This window comes from Ensifer sp. R1-3 (genome assembly GCF_056739175.1).
In genome coordinates this window covers 976,464-995,895 of the sequence record NZ_CP096516.1, presented here as the reverse complement: position 1 = coordinate 995,895, position 19,432 = coordinate 976,464, and the positions used below count along the sequence as shown (strand labels likewise).

Here is a 19,432-nt window from a genome sequence, read left to right as displayed (position 1 = left end):
CTCGGGCGGGAGCGCGTCGTCTGCTACTTGGCGGCTTCTTTCGCATAGGCGCTGTTGACGAAGGGTGCGTAGTCGTCGAGCGCAGTGTCGATCTGTTTCTGAGCGACTAGGAACTTGGCGCTCGCCTCCAGCGCCCGGACAGCGCCGCCGCCAAGCCACTTATCGGAGACCTGTTCGTCGGCGGTCGGGAAGGACAGGAGGCTCAGTGCCTGGACGATACCCTCGGCGTCGCCGCCGATCAGCTTGACCATGCCCTGGACCTGCGGCGAGTCGGCCTTCCAGCCGCTGCCATTCGCCTTGTAATCGGCATAGGCGTCCGCGAGCACCTTGGTGAAGGCGGCCATGAATTTGGGGTTTTCCTCCGCCCATTCCTTGTCGGCCACAAGCCCGTCGAAGGTCGGCACGCTCGCGGCGCCGATCGCCTCGGAATCGGAGATGACCTTGCCGCTCTTCAGGAGTTCCGACAGAGCCGGCGGCCAGACATAGGCGGCATCGATATCGCCGCGCTGCCAGGCAGCGACGATCTGCGGCGGCTTCATGTTGAGGATGTTCACTTCCCTCGGATCGGTTTTCCATACCTGTTCGAGGCCGACCAGCAGATGGAAGTGCGACGTCGAGACGAAGGGGACACCCACATTCTTTCCCTTCAGGTCTTCCGGCTTTTCGATGCCGGATCCTTCTCGTGCGACGAGCGCTTCCGACTTGCCGATATTGTCGAGGATCCAGAAGAGTTCGAGCTCGACGCCGCGGGACGCTGCGGCTGTCGTTCCGGTCGAGCCGATGACTCCTATCGGCACGTTTCCGGAGGCGAGCGCCGTCGAAATGTCACCGCCGGAGCTGAACTGGCGCCAATCGATCGTATAGCCGGCTTCCTTCGCTGCGGCATCGAAACGACCGTCGGCAATCGCCGAGATGAACGGACCGACGATCTGCTGATAGCCCACGACGACGCTGGTTTCCGCTTGGGCGGCGAAGGAAGTGAGGACGCCGGCGGCGATAGCCACGGCTCCGGACAAGTGCTTGAACCTTCTAAGGTGGATCATGTCGTTACCCTCTTTGGTTATGTCGCCCCGCTTTTTGCGGGGTCGCGCCGTACATTGAATGACGGTCTTTGCTTGCTGAATAGAAATAGGCCCACGCTTCGGATTGCCTTATATCCAGATAGGAAGTTAGATGAGTCCAGTTGGGCGAGGTGAACAATGGCGGGCTCGACCGTCTCCGAAACGATCTTTTTCCTTGACCGGGCCAGCCAAACGGGCCTGCAGGCGCAGATCCGCGAAACGATCGTTTCGGCCGTATTGTCGGGCCGCCTGGCGCCGGGCGCCCAATTGCCCTCCAGCCGCAAGCTTGCGGCCTATCTGAATATTTCGCGGATCACCGTAACGCTCGCCTATCAGGAACTCGCTTCCCAGGGCTATGTGGAGGCGGCGAACCGGAGCGGCTACCGTGTGGCCGGCAAGCCCCCAACGACAGCCATCGCGATGCAGGCCGCCCATGCTGCGGCCGATGCCATCGACTGGTCGGCCAAGTTACGCTCGACCTTCATCGTGGCCAAGCAGATGCGTAAGCCCCTCGACTGGCGAACCTACCCTTATCCGTTCCTATACGGTCAGATGGACCCGTCGTTGTTCGACCTCACGGCCTGGCGCGACTGCGCGCGACGGGCGCTGGCGCGCGAGGATTTCGAGCTGATGGCGGGCGACTTCGCGGCGGCGGACGACATCCAGCTTGTCAACTATATCTGCTCGCGCACATTGCCGGGCCGCGGCATCCGCGCGAACCCCGACGAGATCCTGGTGACGGTGGGCGCGCAGAACGCCCTCTGGATCGTCATCCAGCTCCTGTTGCGTCAGGGCGCCCATGCGGTCTGCGAGAACCCCTGCCATCCCGACATGAGTGCATCGCTTCGCTTGAGCGGCGCCGGGATCACCTTCGTCGACGTGGACAAGGACGGCCTGCCGCCCGCCGCGCTTCCAGAAGAGGTCGATGCCGTGTTCGTCACGCCCAGCCATCATTCGCCGACCGGCGCGACGATGCCGATCGAACGGCGGGCGGCCTTGCTCGAGGCGGCCGCCTCCAAGGACTTCATAATCGTCGAGGACGATTACGAGTTCGAGATGAGCTTTCTGGCGCCCCCCTCCCCGGCCCTCAAGGCCTTCGACCGCTGCGGCCGGGTCTTCTACATCGGCAGTTTCTCCAAGTCGTTGTTTCCCGGCCTGCGTCTCGGCTATCTGGTGGCGCCGGCTGCCGTGATCCGGGAGGCGCGGGCACTACGGGCCTTGATGTTGCGGCATCCGCCGGGGCACCTCCAGAGAACGGCCGCCTATTTCCTGGCGCTCGGACACTATGATGCCGTGCTGCACCGCATGCGCGAGGAGTATCATCGCCGCCACATCATCATGGACGCTGCCCTCCGGGATGCCGGATTGGAGATCGCCGGATCTGCGGCTTTCGGCGGCACGTCCTTCTGGATCGAGGGGCCGGAAGGTCTCGATGCGGACTTGCTGATGAACGCTTTGCGAAAGGACGGCGTGCTGATCGAATCCGGGTCGCCCTTCTTCCCGAAGGACGACGGCCCATGCCGCTTCTTCCGCATGGGCTACTCGTCGATCGCGCGCAACCGCATAGCCGACGGCGTGGCCCTGACTGCGGCGCGGATCGCGGAGCGGGGTTAGAATGAGCCTTGCAGCGGGGTGTTCGTGGAGGACATTGGCCACGACGCTAATGAAGCTCTGCGCCCAATGCATCCGCTTGAGAGTGCTTGAAGATTGATGAAATGGCTCGAGCGCGGAGAGCGTCCTGCTTTGGCGGCATGTTGAAGAGCCGACCATACTCGCGCGTGAACTGGGAAACGCTTTCATAGCCCACTTCGAATGCCGCGTTGCTTGCCGAGAAGCCTTGGTCGAGCATGAGACGTCGTGCTTCGATGAGACGCAGTCGCTTCTGATACTGTCCCGGCGTCAACGAGGTCATCATCTTGAAGTGCTTGTGAAATGCGGTGAGGCTCATCGCCGCTGCCGCTGCGAGGCGTTCGACAGGCACGCGCGAGCGATACTCGGTCCTGAGAATCGCTATGGCGGCAGCCAGGCGGCCGGCATAACTGTCGGGGTCGGCAAGCGTCCGCAGCGCAGGACCATGCGGACCCGATAGGAGCCAGTAATGCAGTTCCCGCATGATGCCGGGCCGCAGAATCGGCACCGCGTCCGGTCGGTCCAGAAGATGCATCAGGCGCGACGCGCAATCGAGCATCGCTCCTTCGGTATCTTCCGCGAACAGCGTTTGCATTCCCGATGAACGTAGTGAGCAAGTATCGCCGATCTGGGCCGCGACTTCGCGCAGGAGCGCCATCTCCAGTTCCACTGCGATCGCAAGATAGGGCGCACCCGAGCTCGCCTCGACGATCCGTCCGACCACAGGCATGTCGGCCGCCACGATGACGGATTGTCCTCCGTAGAATACACGTTCTTCGCTTCCCACTATCATGCGCTTCGCGCCTTGCAGCACGAAACAGACGAGTGGCCGGTAGACGGAGTGTAGGTCGCCGGCCGGATCTTCAACGCACATCGTGCGCAACCCTGGCACGGTAGTGACGGCCAAGCCGTCGCGGTTCGCGTGGCAGCGTGCATAGGTCCGGACAGCTTGCTTGAGCGCATTCATATCGCTTGTTCCTGCTTTTCGGCCTGAACGTAGCACGTCAGCGAGGGAGTTTCACCGCCCCTGCAGGATAAGGCAAGTTATGCGCAGGCCAGGGCAAGCTTCCATGCTCGCGTTCGCTGTAAAAAACTCCTGACAACGTGGATGCAGATCCTCTTGCTTTCGGATGTCCGCCACCGAAATGGCAGACCTATGGGGAGAGCAACGGTCCGCAGATAGAGGTGGAGAAAGTTCAAAGTGAAAACGACGGGAAACACAATTCTCATTACCGGCGGCGGCTCCGGGATTGGCCGGAAGTTGGCCCAGCGTTTCAACGCGCTCGGAAACACCGTGATTGTAGCAGGCCGGCGCATGGAGACGCTGGAGGAAACGATCGCCGGCCGCCAGGACATGTACGCAGTGGCGGTCGACGTTGACGATCGTGACCACATCAGGGAATTCGCCGGGCGCGTGCTGACCGAGCACCCGGCCCTGAACGTACTGGTCAATAATGCCGGCATCATGCGTCGGGAGGACCTGTCCGGGAAGCGTGACCTGCGTGACGCAGAGCAGACGATCACCACTAATCTTCTGGCACCGATCCGGCTGACGAACGAGCTGATCGATCATCTCATCAGGCAGTCGGAGGCGACCATCGTCAATGTGAGCTCCGGTCTTGCCTTCGTGCCTATGAGCAGCACGCCGACCTACAACGCCACAAAGGCGGCAATCCATTCATACACGGTCTCGCTGCGCGAACAGCTCAAGGGAAAGGTCGAGGTCATCGAGCTTGCACCGCCTGCGGTGCAAACCGAACTCACACCCGGCCAATCTACGCGCGAAGGCTATATGCCCTTGGCCGCCTTTATCGACGAGACAATGACGCTGTTCCTCCAGCAGCCGACGCCCCGAGAAATTCTGGTGGAACGGGTCGGCTTCCTGCGCTGGGCGGAGCGAAACGGGAACTTCGACAAGGCCGTCGAGATGCTCGGTTCAAGCTGAGTGAGACGCTCTCGTGTGATGCCGCGATGAAGCGTGCGCCTTTGAATTCACCGGTTATGGGAAACTCGGTCGACGCAGCGTCGACTCAATCGCCGAAAAGGAGATGAAAGTGACAGATAACCAGAATGTGTCCGGTACCAATGCGGTGTCGCGGCGCAAGCTGCTGGCCGGAGCTGGCGTTCTTGCCACATCGGCCGCCATGGCAGGCTTGGCTCAAGCGCAGTCCGCGGCAACGCCGGACGGAACGGTGCCGGGAACTGCCGGCCGTCCAAGAGTTGCACTGGTAACTGGCTCGTCCAGAGGAATAGGTGCGGCAACGGCACGACAGCTAGGCCGCGACGGCTATCGAGTGGTGGTAAATTGCGTGGTGAACAGGGATCTGGCAGCCCAGGTCGCGCGCGACATCGAGGCCAGCGGAAGCCCGGCTATCTGGCGGCAGGCGGATGTGCGGGATCCCGCAGCCGTGCGAGCGCTGTTCGATGCCGGCGAAGAGGCGTTCGGCGGCATCGACGTCGTGGTGGCAAACGCCGGGGTCATGCATCTGGCACCCTTCGCCGACATGTCCGACGAAGACGTCAACCACATGTTCGACGTCAACATCCTCGGGAGCTTCCACACGTTGCGCGAAGCCGCGCGGCGCGTTCGCGACGGTGGCCGGATATTCCCGCTTTCCTCCACCATTACCAGGTTCCGCACGGAAACCTACGGACCTTACGCGGCCTCGAAAATGGCTCAGGAACTGTATGCCACCGTTTTGGCGAAGGAGCTGGCGGGGCGGAACATCTCCGTCAATGCGATTGCTCCGGGCGTGGTCAACACGACACTGTTCACCGACGGCAAAACTGAAGCGGAGCTCGCTGGTTTTGTAAAACGCACGCCCCATGGACGGCTCGGCGAGCCGAACGACATCGCCAATGTCATTTCTCTCTTGTGCAGCGGCGGTGCGTCTTGGGTGAACGGTCAAGTCGTATACGCGAATGGTGGCATTGCGTAGATGACGTGCGGTAGCGATCTGCTTTTGCGAGGTGGTCAACAATATCATGGCTTCCGTAGCCCGACATCTGGGCGCGGAGGTGCCGCTGCCAAGGGTGTTGGTCATCGAGATCGGTTCGATGCCGGCGAGCCCCGCATCCCGACGCCACCGCCAACACATGCCAACTTTTCGCTCTGCGTGAACAAAGGGTGCGCAGCCCTTCAACTGGCGAAGCACCTTAGCCAAAGGAAACGATGATGAACTTGAAAGGGTTTCCAGCCGCCGGTGCCTTGCCCCTGGGCAAGATGTTGAGAAGGACCGCGGGAACAGGGTTGCTTCTGGGCCTCATCCTGGTCGGCATCGCGCGAGCCCATCACGGCTTCGACGGGCGGTACAATCTTGCCACACCCGTCTGGGTCGAGGGGTTGGTGGTCGAAGCGTATTTCGGCAATCCACACTCCGAACTTACCGTCGAGATCTCCAGCGATTTGTCCATGCCTGCGCCCCTGCCCGACCTTGGTCCTGCAGCCAGCTTTCTCGACGCGCAATCGCTGACGGTTCCTGAAGACGTCGTTGGACAGACTGTTGTCCTCGAACTGCCGCCGACGGCCCAATATTCATCGCTCGGCGACCGCATCGCTAGAGGAGACCGGATTGCTGCGGTCGCTGTACGGAATTGCGACCCGCCACGCCAACTCAACGTCCAGTGGCTGCAGCTGCCGGGGGGTGAGGTGGAGAGCCGTACCGTCGCAATGAGCTATATGGTCGAAGAATGCTGACTGAGATCCTCGATGTTGTCGCCGGTTCGTCGCAGATCGGCTATCTCCGCGCCAGCCGGGTTGCCTATGCCTCGGTCAACGCTGCACATGTCGTCGGGATCAGCTTTGCTCGTCGGTGCAATCGTCAGCTCCGACCTGAGAACCGCGGGCTTGTGGGTGGCGGATCGTTGGCGGGAATGGTTGGCGACATGCGTGCCGGTTGCCGCTTTCGGGCTGGCGCTCGCGCTGATCTCCGGCATGATGCTGTTTTCCGTCCGGGGTGGAGCTTACATCGCGTACCCGGCCTTCCAGCTCAAGACGCTGATCCTGGCTGCAGGGCTGGTGAATGTATTCGCTTTCCGGCCGCCTTAATATATTGATGCTCAAGGGACCAAACCCATGAAACAGACGCGCAGAACTGTCCTACAGTCATTGCTGGCCGCACCGCCAGCTATGATTTTCACCGGATCGTCCGCCCATGTTTGGGCGCAGCTCTCGGCACTCCCTCTCACGCCTGCATGCGAAACGGGATCAGTGTCCACGCCGCAGCAGACGCAAGGTCCATTCTACCGTCCCAACGCGCCGCAAAGAAACGATCTCACGGCCGATGCCGGATCGCGACGTCGGTTTTCCCTGCGCGGTTTTGTGTTCGATACCGGCTGCCGGCCAGTGCCGGAGGCGATGGTCGAGATTTGGCATGCAGACGAGCGTGGCGAATATGACAACGACGGCTATCGCTGGCGCGCCTATCAGCTTACCGATGATGCCGGTCGGTGGGGTTTCGACACGATCCTGACGCAGCACTATTCGTTCCGCACGGCCCATTATCATATCCGCGTGCAACCACGAGGCGGCGAGGTGTTGACTACCCAGCTCTACTTTCCCGACCATCCTAGAAACCACGGCGACAGGCTGTTCGATCCGAGGCTGGTCATGGCGCTCGACGATGACCGGAGCACTGGAAGGTTCGACTTCGTCGTCCCAAGCCTCTGAAGGCCGTGCATCCCTGACGATTGCAGGTTGCGGCGATGCCGGAAGCCGTCATTCGGCGCTTGCCGAGTTACGGGCCTGCCGCTTAGCTTTCCTCGATCGAATCCACCCGGTCCGGATAGAACGCCATGTGGTCCTTGATTTCACGGACCGCGTCATGCGGATTCTCATAGGTCCAGACGGCATTCTTCGAGCGCTCGCCACCGGCTGCGATGCTGTAATAGGACGCATCGCCTTTGTAGGGGCAATAGGTCCCATGATCGGTGCGCGCAAGCAGCGACATGTCGACGTCGTTGCGGGGGATGTACTGCACGGGCGGATAGGACGCCTCGCGCAATGTGAGCGCGTCGCGCGTATCGGCTACGACGCGGCCATCGAGCTTGACGACGACGCGTCCGGGATTGCGTTCGACAGTGATCGGATGGTCGGGGCCTGGAATTCTGATCGGCTTTTCTGACATGAGCCTTCGCCTTCAGGTGGTTGCACCGCCTCTTAGATAGGGTCACGCCGCCCGCTCCCCAAGGGCCGCATGCCCCGACGGCTGGGATGGCTTCCTGTCCGGCCAAAACAAATCATGAAACATCGGAGATTTGAAAGAGTTGGAGCGGGATGCGGGCGGAACGCGCATGCGCCTTTCCTTGATCCCGCTCGAAGTCCAGCCAGATTGGAGATGCCAGCAGATGATTACGAGAACAGGCGGGTGCCTTTGCGGAGCGCTGAGATATGAGGTGAGCGGAGAACCTTTGCGGGTGGGACTTTGCCATTGTGCGGACTGCCGCAAGGAAAGCGGCTCCTCTTTCGTGACCTTCGCCGTCTGGCCCACCCGGGCTTTCAAGAGCTCTGGCGAAGTCAAGATATTCGCCGGCCGTGGCTTTTGCCCCGACTGCGGATCGCGGCTCTTCAACCCGGGAGAAGAGGAAACCGAAATTCGCGTCGGTTCACTGGACGACGCCCCGGCCGCTCTCAATCCGCAATACGAGATCTGGGTCGTCCGGCGGGAGAGCTGGTTGCCTCCCCTTCCCGTGCCGCAATATCCGGGGGATCGAAGCTCCGGCTAATATTTTCTCGTGCGCTCATCTTTATTGGTATGCGTACTTTTTAAAATTGACGCGCGGTAAGTTTTGTGATGTTTACTCCCTGCCAAGGTCAGGGACGGGAGGCCTGCCTGCCTGGTTGCAAACGTTGAAGGCCCGCCGTTTCCAAGGGAGGGAACCATGAACATGCCCCGCATTCTCAAAACTCTCGTCGCCGGCACCGCGCTCACATTGCTGGCATCCGGCGCCTTCGCCGACGGCATCGGCGCATCGCTCCTGACCCAGCAGCACCCGTTCTACATCGAGCTCGCCGAGGCGATGAAAGCCGAAGCCAAGGAGAAGAACGTCGCGCTCGAGGTGGCGATCGCCAATCAGGACCTCAACAAGCAGCTCGCCGACGTCGAGGACTTCATCGTCAAGGGCGTTGATGTGATCGTCATTTCGCCTGTCGACAGCCAGGGCGTACGCGCCGCCATCGCAAAGGCGGAAAAAGCCGGCATCAAGGTGATCACCGTCGACGTTCCCGCTAATGGCGCGACGGTGACGTCGCATATCGGCACCGATAATTTCACCGGCGGCGTGAAGGCGGGCGAGCTCATGGCCGAGGTTCTCGGAAACAAGGGCAAGGTCGCCATTATCGACTATCCGACCGTTCAGTCGGTGGTCAATCGCGTCAACGGCTTCAAGGAAGCGATCGCCAAGCATCCGGAAATGGAGATCGTCGCGACGCAGACGGGCATCACCCGCGCCGAAGCCCTCGCTGCCGCACAGAACATGCTGCAGGCCAATCCCGACATTACCGGCATTTTCGGTTTCGGCGACGATGCGGCCCTTGCCGCGGCCGTTGCCGTCAAGGCCGCCGGACTGGAATCGCAGGTCAAGGTCATCGGTTTCGACGGCATGAAGGAAGCACGCGATGCCGTCGATGGCAATCCGGTGATGGTCGGCGTGATCCAGCAATTCCCGGACCAGATGGGCAAGCAGGCGATCGACACCGCCGTAAAGGTCGTCGCCGGCGAGACGGTACCGGCCGAGCAGCCGATCGTACCGGGCGTCTATACCGGGAAATAGGTCCCTCCCAGGACGGCTGCCGCCTCGGGGCGGCGGCATACCACGAGCGTATCCGGCGCATGGTGCCGGATACGCTCCGGTCCGGCTGAAGGAGGCCCGCCATGCATGGTTCCGCTGCGGATACCATTCTCAAGATCACCGATGTCACCAAATCCTTCGGGCAGGTCGCCGCCCTCAAGGGGATGCGGCTCGAAGTCCGGCGCGGCCGGGTTCATACGCTGCTCGGCGAAAACGGCGCCGGCAAATCGACATTGATGAAGATTCTCGCCGGCGTGCACGGGGCAACGTCAGGAGAGATCGTTCTCGACGGGCAGGCCTACCGGCCCGCCAACCCGCAGGAGGCCGCCTCGCTCGGGCTGGCGATCGTCTTCCAGGAATTGAGCCTCTGCAACAATCTGACGGTCGCTGAGAATATCCTCGCCACGCGCGAGCCGCGCCGTTTCGGCTTCATCAACGACAAGGCGCTCGTCGCGAAGGCGCACCGGATCGTAGCCGACCTCAGACTTCCCATCGACGTGACGGAGAAGGTCGGCAATCTCTCGATTGCCCAGCGACAGCTCGTCGAGATCGCCAAAGGCCTGAGCCATGATGCCAAGGTCGTCATTCTGGACGAGCCGACTTCCTCACTCAGCGACAGCGAGGCCGAGATCCTCTTCGAGATCATCGGCCGGCTGAGGCAGCGCGGCGCCGCGATCATCTATATTTCGCACCGCATGGAAGAGATCATGCGGCTCAGCGACGACATCACCGTCATCAGAGACGGCGAATATGTCTCGACGCATGCGCGCGACGAGGTCACCATCGAGACGCTCATCGCGTTGATGGTCGGGCGCCGCATGGACGAAATCTACCCACCGCCGGTGCACCATGTGGCGGCGGACAGGGCCCCGGTCCTTGCAGTCGACCGGCTGACGCGCGAAGGCGAGTTTCAGGACGTGTCCTTCGACGTGCGCGCCGGTGAGATCCTCGGCTTCTTCGGGCTTGTCGGTTCGGGCCGCTCGGAGGTGATGAACGCGCTTTTCGGCATGAAGAGCGCCGCAGGCACGGTGCGCCTCGATGGCGAGGTCGTGCGGTTCCGTTCCCCGGACCAGGCCATCGCCCGCGGCGTCGGTTTCGTGACGGAGAACCGGAAGGAAGAGGGCCTCGTCCTCGGCCATAGCGTCGAGTGGAACATATCCATGGCGGCTCTCGCAGACTTCGCCGGAGGGTTGGGCTTCATCCGCAACGGCGCGGAACGGGCCGCGGCATCCGAACAGGTCGGGAAGCTCTCGATCAAGACGAACTCGCTGGAAACGCCGGCGGGGGCGCTCAGCGGCGGCAACCAGCAGAAGATCGTGCTCGCCAAGTGGCTGCTCACGCGACCCAAGGTGCTGATCCTCGACGAGCCGACCCGCGGCGTCGACGTCGGCGCGAAATTCGAAATCTACAAGATCATCCGCGAGCTGGCGGCCGAGGGAACGGCAATTCTGCTGATCTCCTCCGACCTGCCCGAAGTCCTGGGAATGAGCGACCGCGTGGTCGTCATGCATGAGGGCGCGCCCGGCGCCACGCTCGAAGGCTCTGCCCTCACTCCAGAGACGATCATGGCTCACGCGACAGGTTTTCAATCATGACACAGAACACAGCAGCCAAAGCCGCCCTGGTTCGGGCTCTCAAGCAATATGGCGGCATCTTCCTTTCGCTGGTGATGCTCTGCATCGTCTTTTCCTTCTTCAACCCGCGCTTCATGACGGTTGTAAACTTCATGAACATCCTGCAGCAGGTCGCCGTTGTTGCGATCGCGGCCTTCGGGATGACATGGGTGATCCTGCTCGGCGAGATCGATCTTTCCGTCGGCTCGATCATCGCGGTGGCAGGAATGGTCGGGGCGCAATGCTTTGCCTTCGGAATGGGTTTCGCGCCGGCAATCGCGCTGACGCTCGCCGCCGGCGCCCTGATGGGAATGTTGAACGGGGTGCTGACGGCCAAACTGCTCTTGCCGTCCTTCATCGTCACGGTCGCGACCATGGGTATCTATCGCGGCATGGTCAGCCTGCCGACCAACGGAGCACCGGCCATGATCGAGAACGAAACCTGGACCGCAATCGGTACCGAGAGCTTCCTGGGACTGCCGATCATCATCTGGGTCGTCGCCGTTCTCTTCGTCATCAATCAGATCGTGCTCAGCAAGACGAGCTTCGGCCGGCGCGCCTATCTGACCGGCGGCAACCGTGAGGCGGCCGTCTACTCCGGTATCAAGGTCGACCGGCTGAAGATCCTGATCTTCATGATCTCCGGCGTGATGGCGGCCATCAGCGGCGTGCTGCTTTCCTCCCGCCTGTTCTCCGCACAGACCAATGCGGGCATGAGCTACGAGCTTGACGCCATCGCCGCGGCCGTTCTCGGCGGCACCAGCCTTGCGGGCGGCGTCGGAACCATGGTCGGCACGCTGATCGGCGCGCTCATCATCGGCGTCATGAACAACGGCATGAACATGCTCTCCGTCCCCTACTTCTACCAGCTGATCGTCAAGGGACTGGTGATCCTCGTCGCCGTCTGGCTCGACGTCCGTGCCAAGCAGGCAAAGCGCTGAACCCCGACACGAGTGACATCCACATGCACAAGATACTGACGATCGGCGAGATTCTCGTCGAGATCATCGCGACCGAGAAGGGTGACGGGTTCCGGAAGGCGACGCCGCTCATCGGCCCCTTCCCTTCCGGTGCACCGGCCATCTTCATCGACCAGGCCGGCAAGCTCGGTCAGCCATGCGCGATCATCTCCCGCGTCGGAGGGGATGATTTCGGCACGGTCAACCTCGAACGCCTCAAGCGCGACGGCGTCGACATTTCCGGCATCGAGGTCGATCCGCTCGCCACGACCGGCAGCGCCTTCGTCCGCTACCGGCCCGATGGCAGCCGCGCTTTCGTGTTCAACATCCGCGACAGCGCCTGCGGCAAGATCACGCTCGACGAGCGCATGACCCGGCTCGTCGGCGAATGCAGCCATGTCCATGTCATGGGCTCTTCGCTCTACGCGCCGAGCGTGGTCGAGAGCATTCTCGCCGCGATCGGCATCGTCAAGGCCGGCGGGGGCACGGTCTCCTTCGACCCGAATCTTCGTCCGGAGATCCTCAAAAGCCCCGGTATGCGCGAGGCGCTGCTTACGGTGCTCGCCGAGACCGATCTCTTCCTGCCGAGCGGAGACGAGCTTTTCCTCTTCACCGAAGCAAAGACGGAAAGTCAGGCGGTTGCGGAACTCCTCGCATCCGGCATCAAAGCCGTCGTCGTCAAACGCGGCGCGGCGGGCGCCAGCTATTTCGATGCCGGGGCGGCGCTCTCCCTGCCGGGCTTCCCGGTCGAGGAGATCGACCCGACCGGGGCCGGCGATTGCTTCGGAGCCACCTTCGTCAGCTTCTGGCTCAACGGGGCGAGCCCTCGCGAGGCCCTTGAATTCGCCGCCGCTTCCGGCGCCCGCGCCGTCATGCACTTCGGCCCTATGGAAGGCGCTTCGACACGCGCGGAACTCGAACGATTCATCAGCGAGCAACAGGCCTGATCATGCAAGAGAACCATCTCATCGACATCGCCCGGTGGAGCGAGCGTCCCGGCCCGCGCGGAATACCGTCGATCTGTTCCGCGCACCCGCTCGTCATCGAAGCTGCCATGCTGCGCGCACACCGGGAGAAAGCGCCGGTGCTGATCGAAGCGACCTGTAACCAGGTCAATCAGGACGGCGGCTATACGGGCATGACGCCTGAGGATTTCACCCGCTTCGTCGGCGCCATCGCCGACCGGATCGAATTCCCCCGGGAGAAGATCCTGCTCGGCGGCGACCATCTCGGCCCCAATCCCTGGAAGCATCTCCCCGCCGATGAGGCGATGGCCAAGGCAGAGGCGATGATCACGGCCTATGCGAAAGCCGGCTTCACCAAGCTGCATCTCGACACCAGCATGGGATGCGCCGGCGAACCGACGGCGTTGCCCGACGCCACCACGGCGGCCCGCGCGGCGCGGCTGGCGGCCGTCGCCGAGGATGCCGTCGGCGGCCGTGGGGGCGTACTCCCGGTCTACATCATCGGCACCGAAGTCCCGATACCGGGCGGCGCGCTCGAGGAGCTAGACACCCTCGAAGTGACTGCTCCCGAAGCTGCCATCGAGACCGTGCGCGTCCATCGCGCGGCGTTCGAGGAGGCCGGCGCCGCCGGGGCCTTCAGCCGCGTCGTTGGCGCCGTCGTCCAGCCGGGCGTGGAATTCGGCAACGAGAACGTCATTGCCTATGATCGTGCCAGGGCCGAAAAGCTCAGCGCCACTCTGGGCCAACTTCACGGGATGGTCTTCGAGGCCCATTCCACCGATTACCAGACGCCGGATGCGCTTCGCGAACTGGTCGCCGACGGCTTCGCGATCCTGAAGGTCGGACCCGGCCTCACCTTTGCTCTTCGCGAAGCCCTCTACGGCCTCGACCAGATCGCTGCCTTTCTCTTTCCGGCTGCGCGTGAGCGGACGCTTGCCGAAGTCACGGAAGCGGTGATGCGCGAGGAACCGGCGAACTGGGCAAAATACTACCACGGCTCGGCGGAAGAGCAGCGACTTCAGCGGCACTTCTCCTATAGCGACCGCATCCGCTATTACTGGCCGCATCCGAAGGCCGCTGCAGCCGTCGACGAACTCATGTCTCTGCTCGACGGCGTCGCGATCCCGGAAACGCTGATCAGCCAGTTTCTCGCCGGCAGCTACGCGCGCGTTCGCAATGGCGAGGTCGCGCCGCAGGCCAAGCCGTTGGCACTTGCCGCCGTCGACGCTGTTCTGCAGGATTATTTCGCAGCGTGCCGGGTCTAGATCAAGAAGTTGAGACGCGGGATGCGGGCGGCGGAAAACCGCTGACACTTTTCCTCAACCCGCTCTAGCGGAAGCGCCGTGATCGGTGAATATTCCGAAAGATCAAATCAGATGAGCGGGGACGCTTCGACCGTGACGAGACAGATCAAGACGATGGAGGATTTTTCGGAGTTCGTCGGCCTGTCGCGCCCCACCGTCTCCAAATATTTCAACGATCCCTCATCGGTGCGCAAGAAGACGCGCGACGCCATCGAGGCGGCAATAAAGCAATCCGGCTTTCGGCCGAACATCTTCGCCGTCAACCTGAACCGCCGCCGAACCAACATCCTCGGGGTCATCGTGCCCAATTCGACGGACCCGTTCTACATGGCTCTGACGCGCCGGATCGAGCACATTGCCGATCAGGCGGGGTTCCTCGCCTTCGTCCTTTCCTCGGACGGCAGGCCGGAGATGGAAGAACGGGCGATCGAAACCTTCAAGTCGATGAACGTCGCCGGCGCGATCATCGCGCCGCTCGGCGTCCAGTCGCATCACCAGAAGCTGAGTGCGCTCGGACAAAGCATCCCGCTGATCTATGTCGACTCGCCGCTCGACGACAGTTCCTCCTTCGTCGGAACCGACAACCGGCAGAGCTTCAGGCTGATGGTCGACTATCTCTGCCGTTCGGGCGGGCCGCCCTGCTATCTCGGCATGCCCCCGGTCAACAACAACGCCATGGCGCGCCAGGACGCTTATGTCGAGGCCATGCGGCAACTGAAGATGAAACCGGAGGTCGTGGAGACGACGGCATATGCCTCCTGGGACTTCGAGAAGTTCGGCTTCGACGAGACGCTCCGCATCCTGTCAAAGGGCGGTTTCCCGACGCAAACCGTTCTTTGCGCCAACGACCGCGTCGCCTTCGGCGTCATTGCCGCCGCGTTTCAGTCGGGCCTGAAGGTCGGGCGCGATGCCGACAGTGATCTGAGGGTCGCCGGCCACGACGACCATCCCTTGTCCCGCTACACCTGTCCGCCACTGACGACGGTCGCGCAGAACTACAACGAAATCGGCAGGCTGGCGATCGAACTGCTCCTGTTCAAGCTCGGCGAAACATCCGGCAACGGCGAAGCCTTTCGGGAGGACGAACGCATTTTGCTGAGCGCGGAGATCATGTTGCGCGGTTCGGCTTAGATATCACCTGAACTGTGCGCATGGCGCAAGCGCGAGTGCTCCCGAGCCGGTCCACAGGACACCCGTTAGGGCCAGGACTGTCAGAAGGCGTTCCGCGCGGATCAGGAAGGGCTGGTCGTCTCCCTGGTCGGCACAGCGCAGCGCTTGCGCGAGCTTTCCCGGAAACGAGAAGGCCAGCAAGAGTGCTCCGGCCGCGGCGAGTGTGGCCACAACGATGGATCCCGGAACGATGGTGGTCGCCCACGGGCCCCCGGCGGCGCATGCCACGGCGTGGAAGGTATAGACGGCAAGCAGATGTCCACCCCAAAGGATCGGCCCGGCCAGAAGAAAGAGAATTGCGCCGGCAATGGGTGGTTCGCGGATTGGATCGTTCATGACGCACCTATCCGATCAGTCGCGGGAAGCCGTGAATCAGTCCGAGGCCCAGCAGCGACTGGGCGACGGTGTAGTGATAGAGCAGCGCGTAGCTGTCGTAGGTCACCCGCCGGACGGCATCCAGCTTCGCGGCCAGATGCCGCGCCATTGCGAACAGCCCCATGATCACCAGGGCGAAGACGAGCTGAGCGAAGAGAACGGCGCCGAGATAAACCATGGCTCCGTAGGCGTTCCCCTTGGGGCTCAAGCCAGTCGCCAAGTGTCCCCGGAGTTCAAGTGCGAACGCACCCGTCAGGCAGGCGAGCGAAAGAAGCAGAGCGACCGACATTGCCACGCGCGACGCCGAGAACACGCCCAGCCTGCGGCTGACAAGCCATAGGATACCCGAGCCGGCGAGAAGCAGCGCCGCGGACCCCAAGGGCCAGCCAAGCGGCGGTGGTTCCGGGGAACCGATTGGTGCCCAGACCTCCGGCGAGACGACCCAGAGGAACAGGTAGGAAAAGACATAGGCGAGATAGAGGGACGCCGCAACGAACATCAGGACCACCATCGCCCACCAGGAGTGCGACGTCGGGCCGCTCATATAGGTGGGAAGACGGACGCCCTTGGCGATTTCGATCATGCCTTTCGAAGGCCCGGGGTCGAGCCCCCAGGCCCAGACTAGGATGAAGGCGATGGCGAGAACTCCGCAGATGGTCGCGATCGTCACCATCTTGACCGTCAGCAGCAGGAAGAACGCGGCCGTGAAGACGGCCGCGAGGAAAGGCGGCCAGCCGGGACCGGGCATCTGGATGACATATTGCGGACGGGCATGGATCGGCGAGGTCACGATCGTTTCTCGCCAGCCGGTCGGAGCGTTTGGAAGATAATGATGGCCGTCGCGTACCTCCTGAGGGAGGCTCGGCCGGTCCCAGAGCGGTTCGCGACTGGTAATGTGGGGAATGCTTCGGGTCGAGTAGACGTCGTTCGGCAGCCATTCCAGTGTGCCCGCGCCCCAAGGGTTCTCCTGAGGCCCATTCCCGAGGCGAAACTTCGCGGCGAGATCCACCAGAAAGACGAGAACGCCGACGGCAAGCACATAGGTCCCCACCGTGGAGATGAGGTTCAGCGTGTCCCAGCCCATTTCGCCGGGATAGGTCCAGACTCGCCGCGGCATTCCTCTGAGTCCGGTCAGATGCATCGGCAGGAAGGTCACGTTGAAGCCGATGAAGATCAGCCAGAACACCCACCGGCCCAGCCGTTCCGAGAGCATCCGGCGGCTGAAGAGCGGCATCCAGTAATAGATCGCCGCAAACAGCGGAAATACGAAACCGCCGATCAGCACGTAGTGGAAATGTGCAACGACGAAATAGGTGTCGTGTACCTGATGGTCGAAGGGCACCATGGCCACCATGACGCCGGTAAGCCCTCCAAGGGTGAAAATGAACAGGAAGCCGAGAATGAACAGCGATGCGGTCGTGATCCGGAAGCGCTCCCGTCCCGCGGCGATGGTCGCGATCCAGGAAAAGACCTGGATGCCCGAGGGAACGGCGACCGCCATGCTGGCGGCGGAGAAGAAGGCGAGGCTCAGCGCCGGAATGCCTGTCGTGAACATGTGGTGCACCCAGAGCCCGAAGCTGAAAAACCCGGTGCCGATCAGGGCGACGACGATCAGGTGATAGCCGACGAGCGGCGTGCGGGCCATCGTCGGTACCATCATCGAGACGAGGCCCGCGGCCGGAAGGAAGATGATGTAGACTTCCGGGTGCCCGAAGAACCAGAAGAGATGCTGCCAGAGCAGCGGATCTCCCCCGAGTGCGGCTGTGAAGAAGGGCCATCCGAACGCCCGCTCGATCTCCAGCATCATCGTCGCCAGGATCACCGCCGGGAAGGCGAACATGATCATGCTGGCGAAGATCAGCATCGTCCAGGCGAAGATCGGCATCTTGGCGAGCGACATGCCCGGCGGCCGCGTCCTCAGCGCGCCAACGACGATCTCCACTGCCCCGGCGATCGCCGAAATCTCGATGAAGCCGATGCCGAGCAGCCAGAAATCGGCGTTGTCACCCGGCGAATACTCCATGAGCGTCAGCGGCGGATACATGAACCAGCCGCCTTTCGGCGCGAGGTCGTAGAAGATGGTCGAGAAGAAGACCAGCCCGCCGACCACGTAGGCCCAGATGGCGAAGGCGCTGAGGCGCGGAAAGGGCAAGTCGCGCGCCGCCAGCATCTGCGGCAGCAGCATGACGCCGAGCGCCTCGACCGCCGGCACCGCAAAGAGGAACATCATCGTCGTGCCATGGACCGTGAACATCTGATTGTAGAGGTCCTGGTCGACGAGGCGATTGTCGCCGAGGGCGAGCTGCGTGCGCATCACGACGGCCAGCAGACCGGCCATCAGGAAGAAGAGAAACGCGACGCCGAGATAGAGAAGACCGATCACCGTATTGTTGACAGCCGTCACCAGCCGCCAACCGCGCGGCGTCGCCCAGATGCGCTCCAGTTCGCGGACCTCGCCTTCGGGCCGGGGATCGGGATTTGGCAGTTCCATCATCCGCCTCCACCGCCAGTGTCGCGCAGGAAATAGAGGACGACCAGCCCCGCCAGGTAAACGCTGAGGACCGCAAAGGAGTCGTAACCCATCCTGAGGATTGTCCGGTCCCGCCGTTCGACCAGTCCGATGAAGAAGATCGCCGTGACCGTGATCGCGATCAGCGCTGCAAACGCCTCGAAGCGCCCGGCGCCGTTCATCACCGCGTCGGCACCTCCGGTGACATCGATGATGAAAAGAAGGGACAGATCTATGAGGTTCGTGCCGAAGATGTCCGACATGGCCATGGTATAGAGGCCGGCACGCGTGGCGCTGAACACCGTGCTGACTTCCGGCAGCGACGTGGCAATCGCCACGAGGACCGCACCGATGAAGCTCTGGCCGAGTCCGGTCGCTTCGGCGATCGCGTCTCCCGAACGCGACAGCAGATAGCCTGCGACGATGATGACGGCGCCGCAGCCCGCAGTCGCCCAGCCCACCTCACGCAGCGATTTCTTCTTGCTGTCCTCGGCCTCCTTCCGCGCCCTCTCTTCCTCCTTCTCCGGCGTGACCTCCTCGTCATTCGCTATCCAGGGCCTGTCGCGCTGCGTCCGTGACAAGACCCACATGCCGAAGCCCGTGACCGCTGCAAGCAGCCACATCCACAGGCCCGAGAAAAGCACCGGCACGTCGCCCACCACGATCGAGGCGGCGACGATCGACAGGAGAAGGATTTTGAATCCGCCCTGCAGCATGACGACCGGGTCGGGAATGACCGAGGTCAGTGCCCGGCGGCCGATCAGCATGTCGGCAAGGGCGAGGATCGCCACCTGCATGGCGATGCCGCCGAGGATGCTGTTGACCGCGAGACTGGCGTCACCGCTGAGCGACGAGGTCACGCCTACCGCCAGCTCCGGCAGGGAAGTGATGCCGCCGAGAAGCACGACGCCAATGAAGGCTTGGCCTACTCCCGTCTTCTCGCTGATCGCATTGGCATAACCAGTGATTTTGACTCCTGCCATCCAGACTGCCACGGCCGCCCCCGCGAAAATCGCGAGATTCAGCCAAAGTCCAAGGCCGGCGAAGTCAAGCATAGG

At 62.5% G+C, this 19,432-nt stretch carries 19 protein-coding genes; 13 read left to right on the top strand and 6 right to left on the bottom strand.

The genetic code is table 11. From position 1 onward, the window contains the following. Positions 1-23: 23 nt before the first annotated feature. Positions 24-1,043, bottom strand: coding sequence for a taurine ABC transporter substrate-binding protein (gene tauA, locus M1D43_RS21915; RefSeq protein ID WP_014530382.1), 1,020 nt, complete (start codon positions 1,041-1,043; stop codon positions 24-26). Positions 1,044-1,199: 156 nt separating this feature from the next. Here tauA and pdxR point away from each other — a divergent pair, with 156 nt between their 5' ends. Further along, positions 1,200-2,675: a MocR-like pyridoxine biosynthesis transcription factor PdxR gene (pdxR, locus tag M1D43_RS21910; RefSeq protein ID WP_010975808.1), complete on the top strand. Its 1,476-nt coding sequence runs from the start codon at positions 1,200-1,202 to the stop codon at positions 2,673-2,675. A gap of 46 nt (positions 2,676-2,721) precedes the next feature. Here the strand turns inward: pdxR and M1D43_RS21905 are convergent, their stop codons facing one another. Further along, on the bottom strand, positions 2,722-3,657 hold the full coding sequence (locus M1D43_RS21905) for an AraC family transcriptional regulator (protein ID WP_010975807.1): 936 nt from the start codon (positions 3,655-3,657) through the stop codon (positions 2,722-2,724). Positions 3,658-3,891: 234 nt separating this feature from the next. On the opposite strand from M1D43_RS21905, the gene M1D43_RS21900 reads away from it, so the two are divergent. From M1D43_RS21900 to M1D43_RS21880, 5 genes are all read left to right on the top strand, one after another. Further along, on the top strand, positions 3,892-4,635 hold the full coding sequence (locus tag M1D43_RS21900; RefSeq protein WP_010975806.1) for an SDR family oxidoreductase: 744 nt from the start codon (positions 3,892-3,894) through the stop codon (positions 4,633-4,635). 103 nt (positions 4,636-4,738) lie between these two features. Further along, a complete protein-coding gene (locus tag M1D43_RS21895) occupies positions 4,739-5,629 on the top strand; it encodes an SDR family oxidoreductase (protein WP_017268117.1) in 891 nt (296 codons plus the stop codon). A gap of 236 nt (positions 5,630-5,865) precedes the next feature. Next, the gene (locus M1D43_RS21890) at positions 5,866-6,387 is read left to right on the top strand and encodes a hypothetical protein (protein ID WP_014527152.1); all 522 of its coding nucleotides are present in this window, start codon (positions 5,866-5,868) and stop codon (positions 6,385-6,387) included. 105 nt (positions 6,388-6,492) lie between these two features. Beyond that, positions 6,493-6,738, top strand: a complete 246-nt coding sequence (locus tag M1D43_RS21885) for a hypothetical protein (RefSeq protein ID WP_231198595.1) — start codon at positions 6,493-6,495, stop codon at positions 6,736-6,738. Between the two features lie 27 nt (positions 6,739-6,765). After that, entirely contained in the window at positions 6,766-7,359 is a 594-nt protein-coding gene (locus M1D43_RS21880; protein ID WP_010975802.1) for a dioxygenase family protein, read from the top strand. Between the two features lie 82 nt (positions 7,360-7,441). Here the strand turns inward: M1D43_RS21880 and M1D43_RS21875 are convergent, their stop codons facing one another. After that, positions 7,442-7,816 (bottom strand): DUF427 domain-containing protein, encoded by a 375-nt coding sequence (locus tag M1D43_RS21875; RefSeq protein WP_014527154.1) that lies wholly within the window; start codon positions 7,814-7,816, stop codon positions 7,442-7,444. A gap of 166 nt (positions 7,817-7,982) precedes the next feature. On the opposite strand from M1D43_RS21875, the gene M1D43_RS21870 reads away from it, so the two are divergent. From M1D43_RS21870 to M1D43_RS21840, 7 genes are all read left to right on the top strand, one after another. Beyond that, complete coding sequence (locus M1D43_RS21870) at positions 7,983-8,414, top strand: GFA family protein (RefSeq protein WP_020479509.1); 432 nt, start codon at positions 7,983-7,985, stop codon at positions 8,412-8,414. A 156-nt stretch (positions 8,415-8,570) separates the two neighbouring features. After that, a complete protein-coding gene (locus M1D43_RS21865) occupies positions 8,571-9,461 on the top strand; it encodes a substrate-binding domain-containing protein (RefSeq protein ID WP_010975799.1) in 891 nt (296 codons plus the stop codon). A gap of 101 nt (positions 9,462-9,562) precedes the next feature. Beyond that, the gene (locus tag M1D43_RS21860) at positions 9,563-11,074 is read left to right on the top strand and encodes a sugar ABC transporter ATP-binding protein (protein ID WP_010975798.1); all 1,512 of its coding nucleotides are present in this window, start codon (positions 9,563-9,565) and stop codon (positions 11,072-11,074) included. Beyond that, positions 11,071-12,033, top strand: a complete 963-nt coding sequence (locus M1D43_RS21855) for an ABC transporter permease (RefSeq protein WP_010975797.1) — start codon at positions 11,071-11,073, stop codon at positions 12,031-12,033. Before M1D43_RS21860 ends, M1D43_RS21855 begins: the two co-directional genes overlap by 4 nt. Positions 12,034-12,056: 23 nt before the next feature. After that, entirely contained in the window at positions 12,057-12,998 is a 942-nt protein-coding gene (locus M1D43_RS21850) for a tagatose kinase (RefSeq protein WP_010975796.1), read from the top strand. Positions 12,999-13,000: 2 nt separating this feature from the next. After that, positions 13,001-14,281, top strand: coding sequence for a D-tagatose-bisphosphate aldolase, class II, non-catalytic subunit (locus M1D43_RS21845; protein ID WP_010975795.1), 1,281 nt, complete (start codon positions 13,001-13,003; stop codon positions 14,279-14,281). Between the two features lie 111 nt (positions 14,282-14,392). Next, complete coding sequence (locus M1D43_RS21840; protein WP_003532415.1) at positions 14,393-15,451, top strand: LacI family DNA-binding transcriptional regulator; 1,059 nt, start codon at positions 14,393-14,395, stop codon at positions 15,449-15,451. A gap of 3 nt (positions 15,452-15,454) precedes the next feature. On the opposite strand, the gene M1D43_RS21835 is transcribed toward M1D43_RS21840, so the two are convergent. From M1D43_RS21835 to M1D43_RS21825, 3 genes are read right to left on the bottom strand one after another with little or no spacing between them, the layout of a single operon-like run. Next, complete coding sequence (locus tag M1D43_RS21835) at positions 15,455-15,826, bottom strand: hypothetical protein (RefSeq protein ID WP_010975794.1); 372 nt, start codon at positions 15,824-15,826, stop codon at positions 15,455-15,457. 7 nt (positions 15,827-15,833) lie between these two features. Next, positions 15,834-18,356, bottom strand: coding sequence for a cytochrome c oxidase subunit I (gene ctaD / locus M1D43_RS21830; protein ID WP_014527159.1), 2,523 nt, complete (start codon positions 18,354-18,356; stop codon positions 15,834-15,836). Further along, a complete protein-coding gene (locus M1D43_RS21825; RefSeq protein ID WP_010975792.1) occupies positions 18,356-19,429 on the bottom strand; it encodes a sodium:calcium antiporter in 1,074 nt (357 codons plus the stop codon). The genes ctaD and M1D43_RS21825 overlap by 1 nt, the downstream gene beginning before the upstream one ends. Positions 19,430-19,432: the final 3 nt, after the last annotated feature.

What these genes read in the sequence shown, in the direction of transcription:
- M1D43_RS21845 (WP_010975795.1), top strand. Translation starts at nt 13,001, where the DNA reads ATGCAAGAGAACCATCTCATCGACATCGCCCGGTGGAGCGAGCGTCCC.
- M1D43_RS21895 (WP_017268117.1), top strand. Translation starts at nt 4,739, where the DNA reads ATGAAAGTGACAGATAACCAGAATGTGTCCGGTACCAATGCGGTGTCG.
- M1D43_RS21870 (WP_020479509.1), top strand. Translation starts at nt 7,983, where the DNA reads ATGCGCCTTTCCTTGATCCCGCTCGAAGTCCAGCCAGATTGGAGATGC.
- M1D43_RS21825 (WP_010975792.1), bottom strand. Translation starts at nt 19,429, where the DNA reads ATGCTTGACTTCGCCGGCCTTGGACTTTGGCTGAATCTCGCGATTTTC.
- M1D43_RS21860 (WP_010975798.1), top strand. Translation starts at nt 9,563, where the DNA reads ATGCATGGTTCCGCTGCGGATACCATTCTCAAGATCACCGATGTCACC.
- M1D43_RS21865 (WP_010975799.1), top strand. Translation starts at nt 8,571, where the DNA reads ATGAACATGCCCCGCATTCTCAAAACTCTCGTCGCCGGCACCGCGCTC.
- M1D43_RS21850 (WP_010975796.1), top strand. Translation starts at nt 12,057, where the DNA reads ATGCACAAGATACTGACGATCGGCGAGATTCTCGTCGAGATCATCGCG.
- M1D43_RS21835 (WP_010975794.1), bottom strand. Translation starts at nt 15,826, where the DNA reads ATGAACGATCCAATCCGCGAACCACCCATTGCCGGCGCAATTCTCTTT.
- tauA (WP_014530382.1), bottom strand. Translation starts at nt 1,043, where the DNA reads ATGATCCACCTTAGAAGGTTCAAGCACTTGTCCGGAGCCGTGGCTATC.
- M1D43_RS21905 (WP_010975807.1), bottom strand. Translation starts at nt 3,657, where the DNA reads ATGAATGCGCTCAAGCAAGCTGTCCGGACCTATGCACGCTGCCACGCG.
- M1D43_RS21890 (WP_014527152.1), top strand. Translation starts at nt 5,866, where the DNA reads ATGAACTTGAAAGGGTTTCCAGCCGCCGGTGCCTTGCCCCTGGGCAAG.
- M1D43_RS21855 (WP_010975797.1), top strand. Translation starts at nt 11,071, where the DNA reads ATGACACAGAACACAGCAGCCAAAGCCGCCCTGGTTCGGGCTCTCAAG.
- M1D43_RS21880 (WP_010975802.1), top strand. Translation starts at nt 6,766, where the DNA reads ATGAAACAGACGCGCAGAACTGTCCTACAGTCATTGCTGGCCGCACCG.
- M1D43_RS21875 (WP_014527154.1), bottom strand. Translation starts at nt 7,816, where the DNA reads ATGTCAGAAAAGCCGATCAGAATTCCAGGCCCCGACCATCCGATCACT.
- M1D43_RS21840 (WP_003532415.1), top strand. Translation starts at nt 14,393, where the DNA reads ATGAGCGGGGACGCTTCGACCGTGACGAGACAGATCAAGACGATGGAG.
- ctaD (WP_014527159.1), bottom strand. Translation starts at nt 18,356, where the DNA reads ATGGAACTGCCAAATCCCGATCCCCGGCCCGAAGGCGAGGTCCGCGAA.
- pdxR (WP_010975808.1), top strand. Translation starts at nt 1,200, where the DNA reads ATGGCGGGCTCGACCGTCTCCGAAACGATCTTTTTCCTTGACCGGGCC.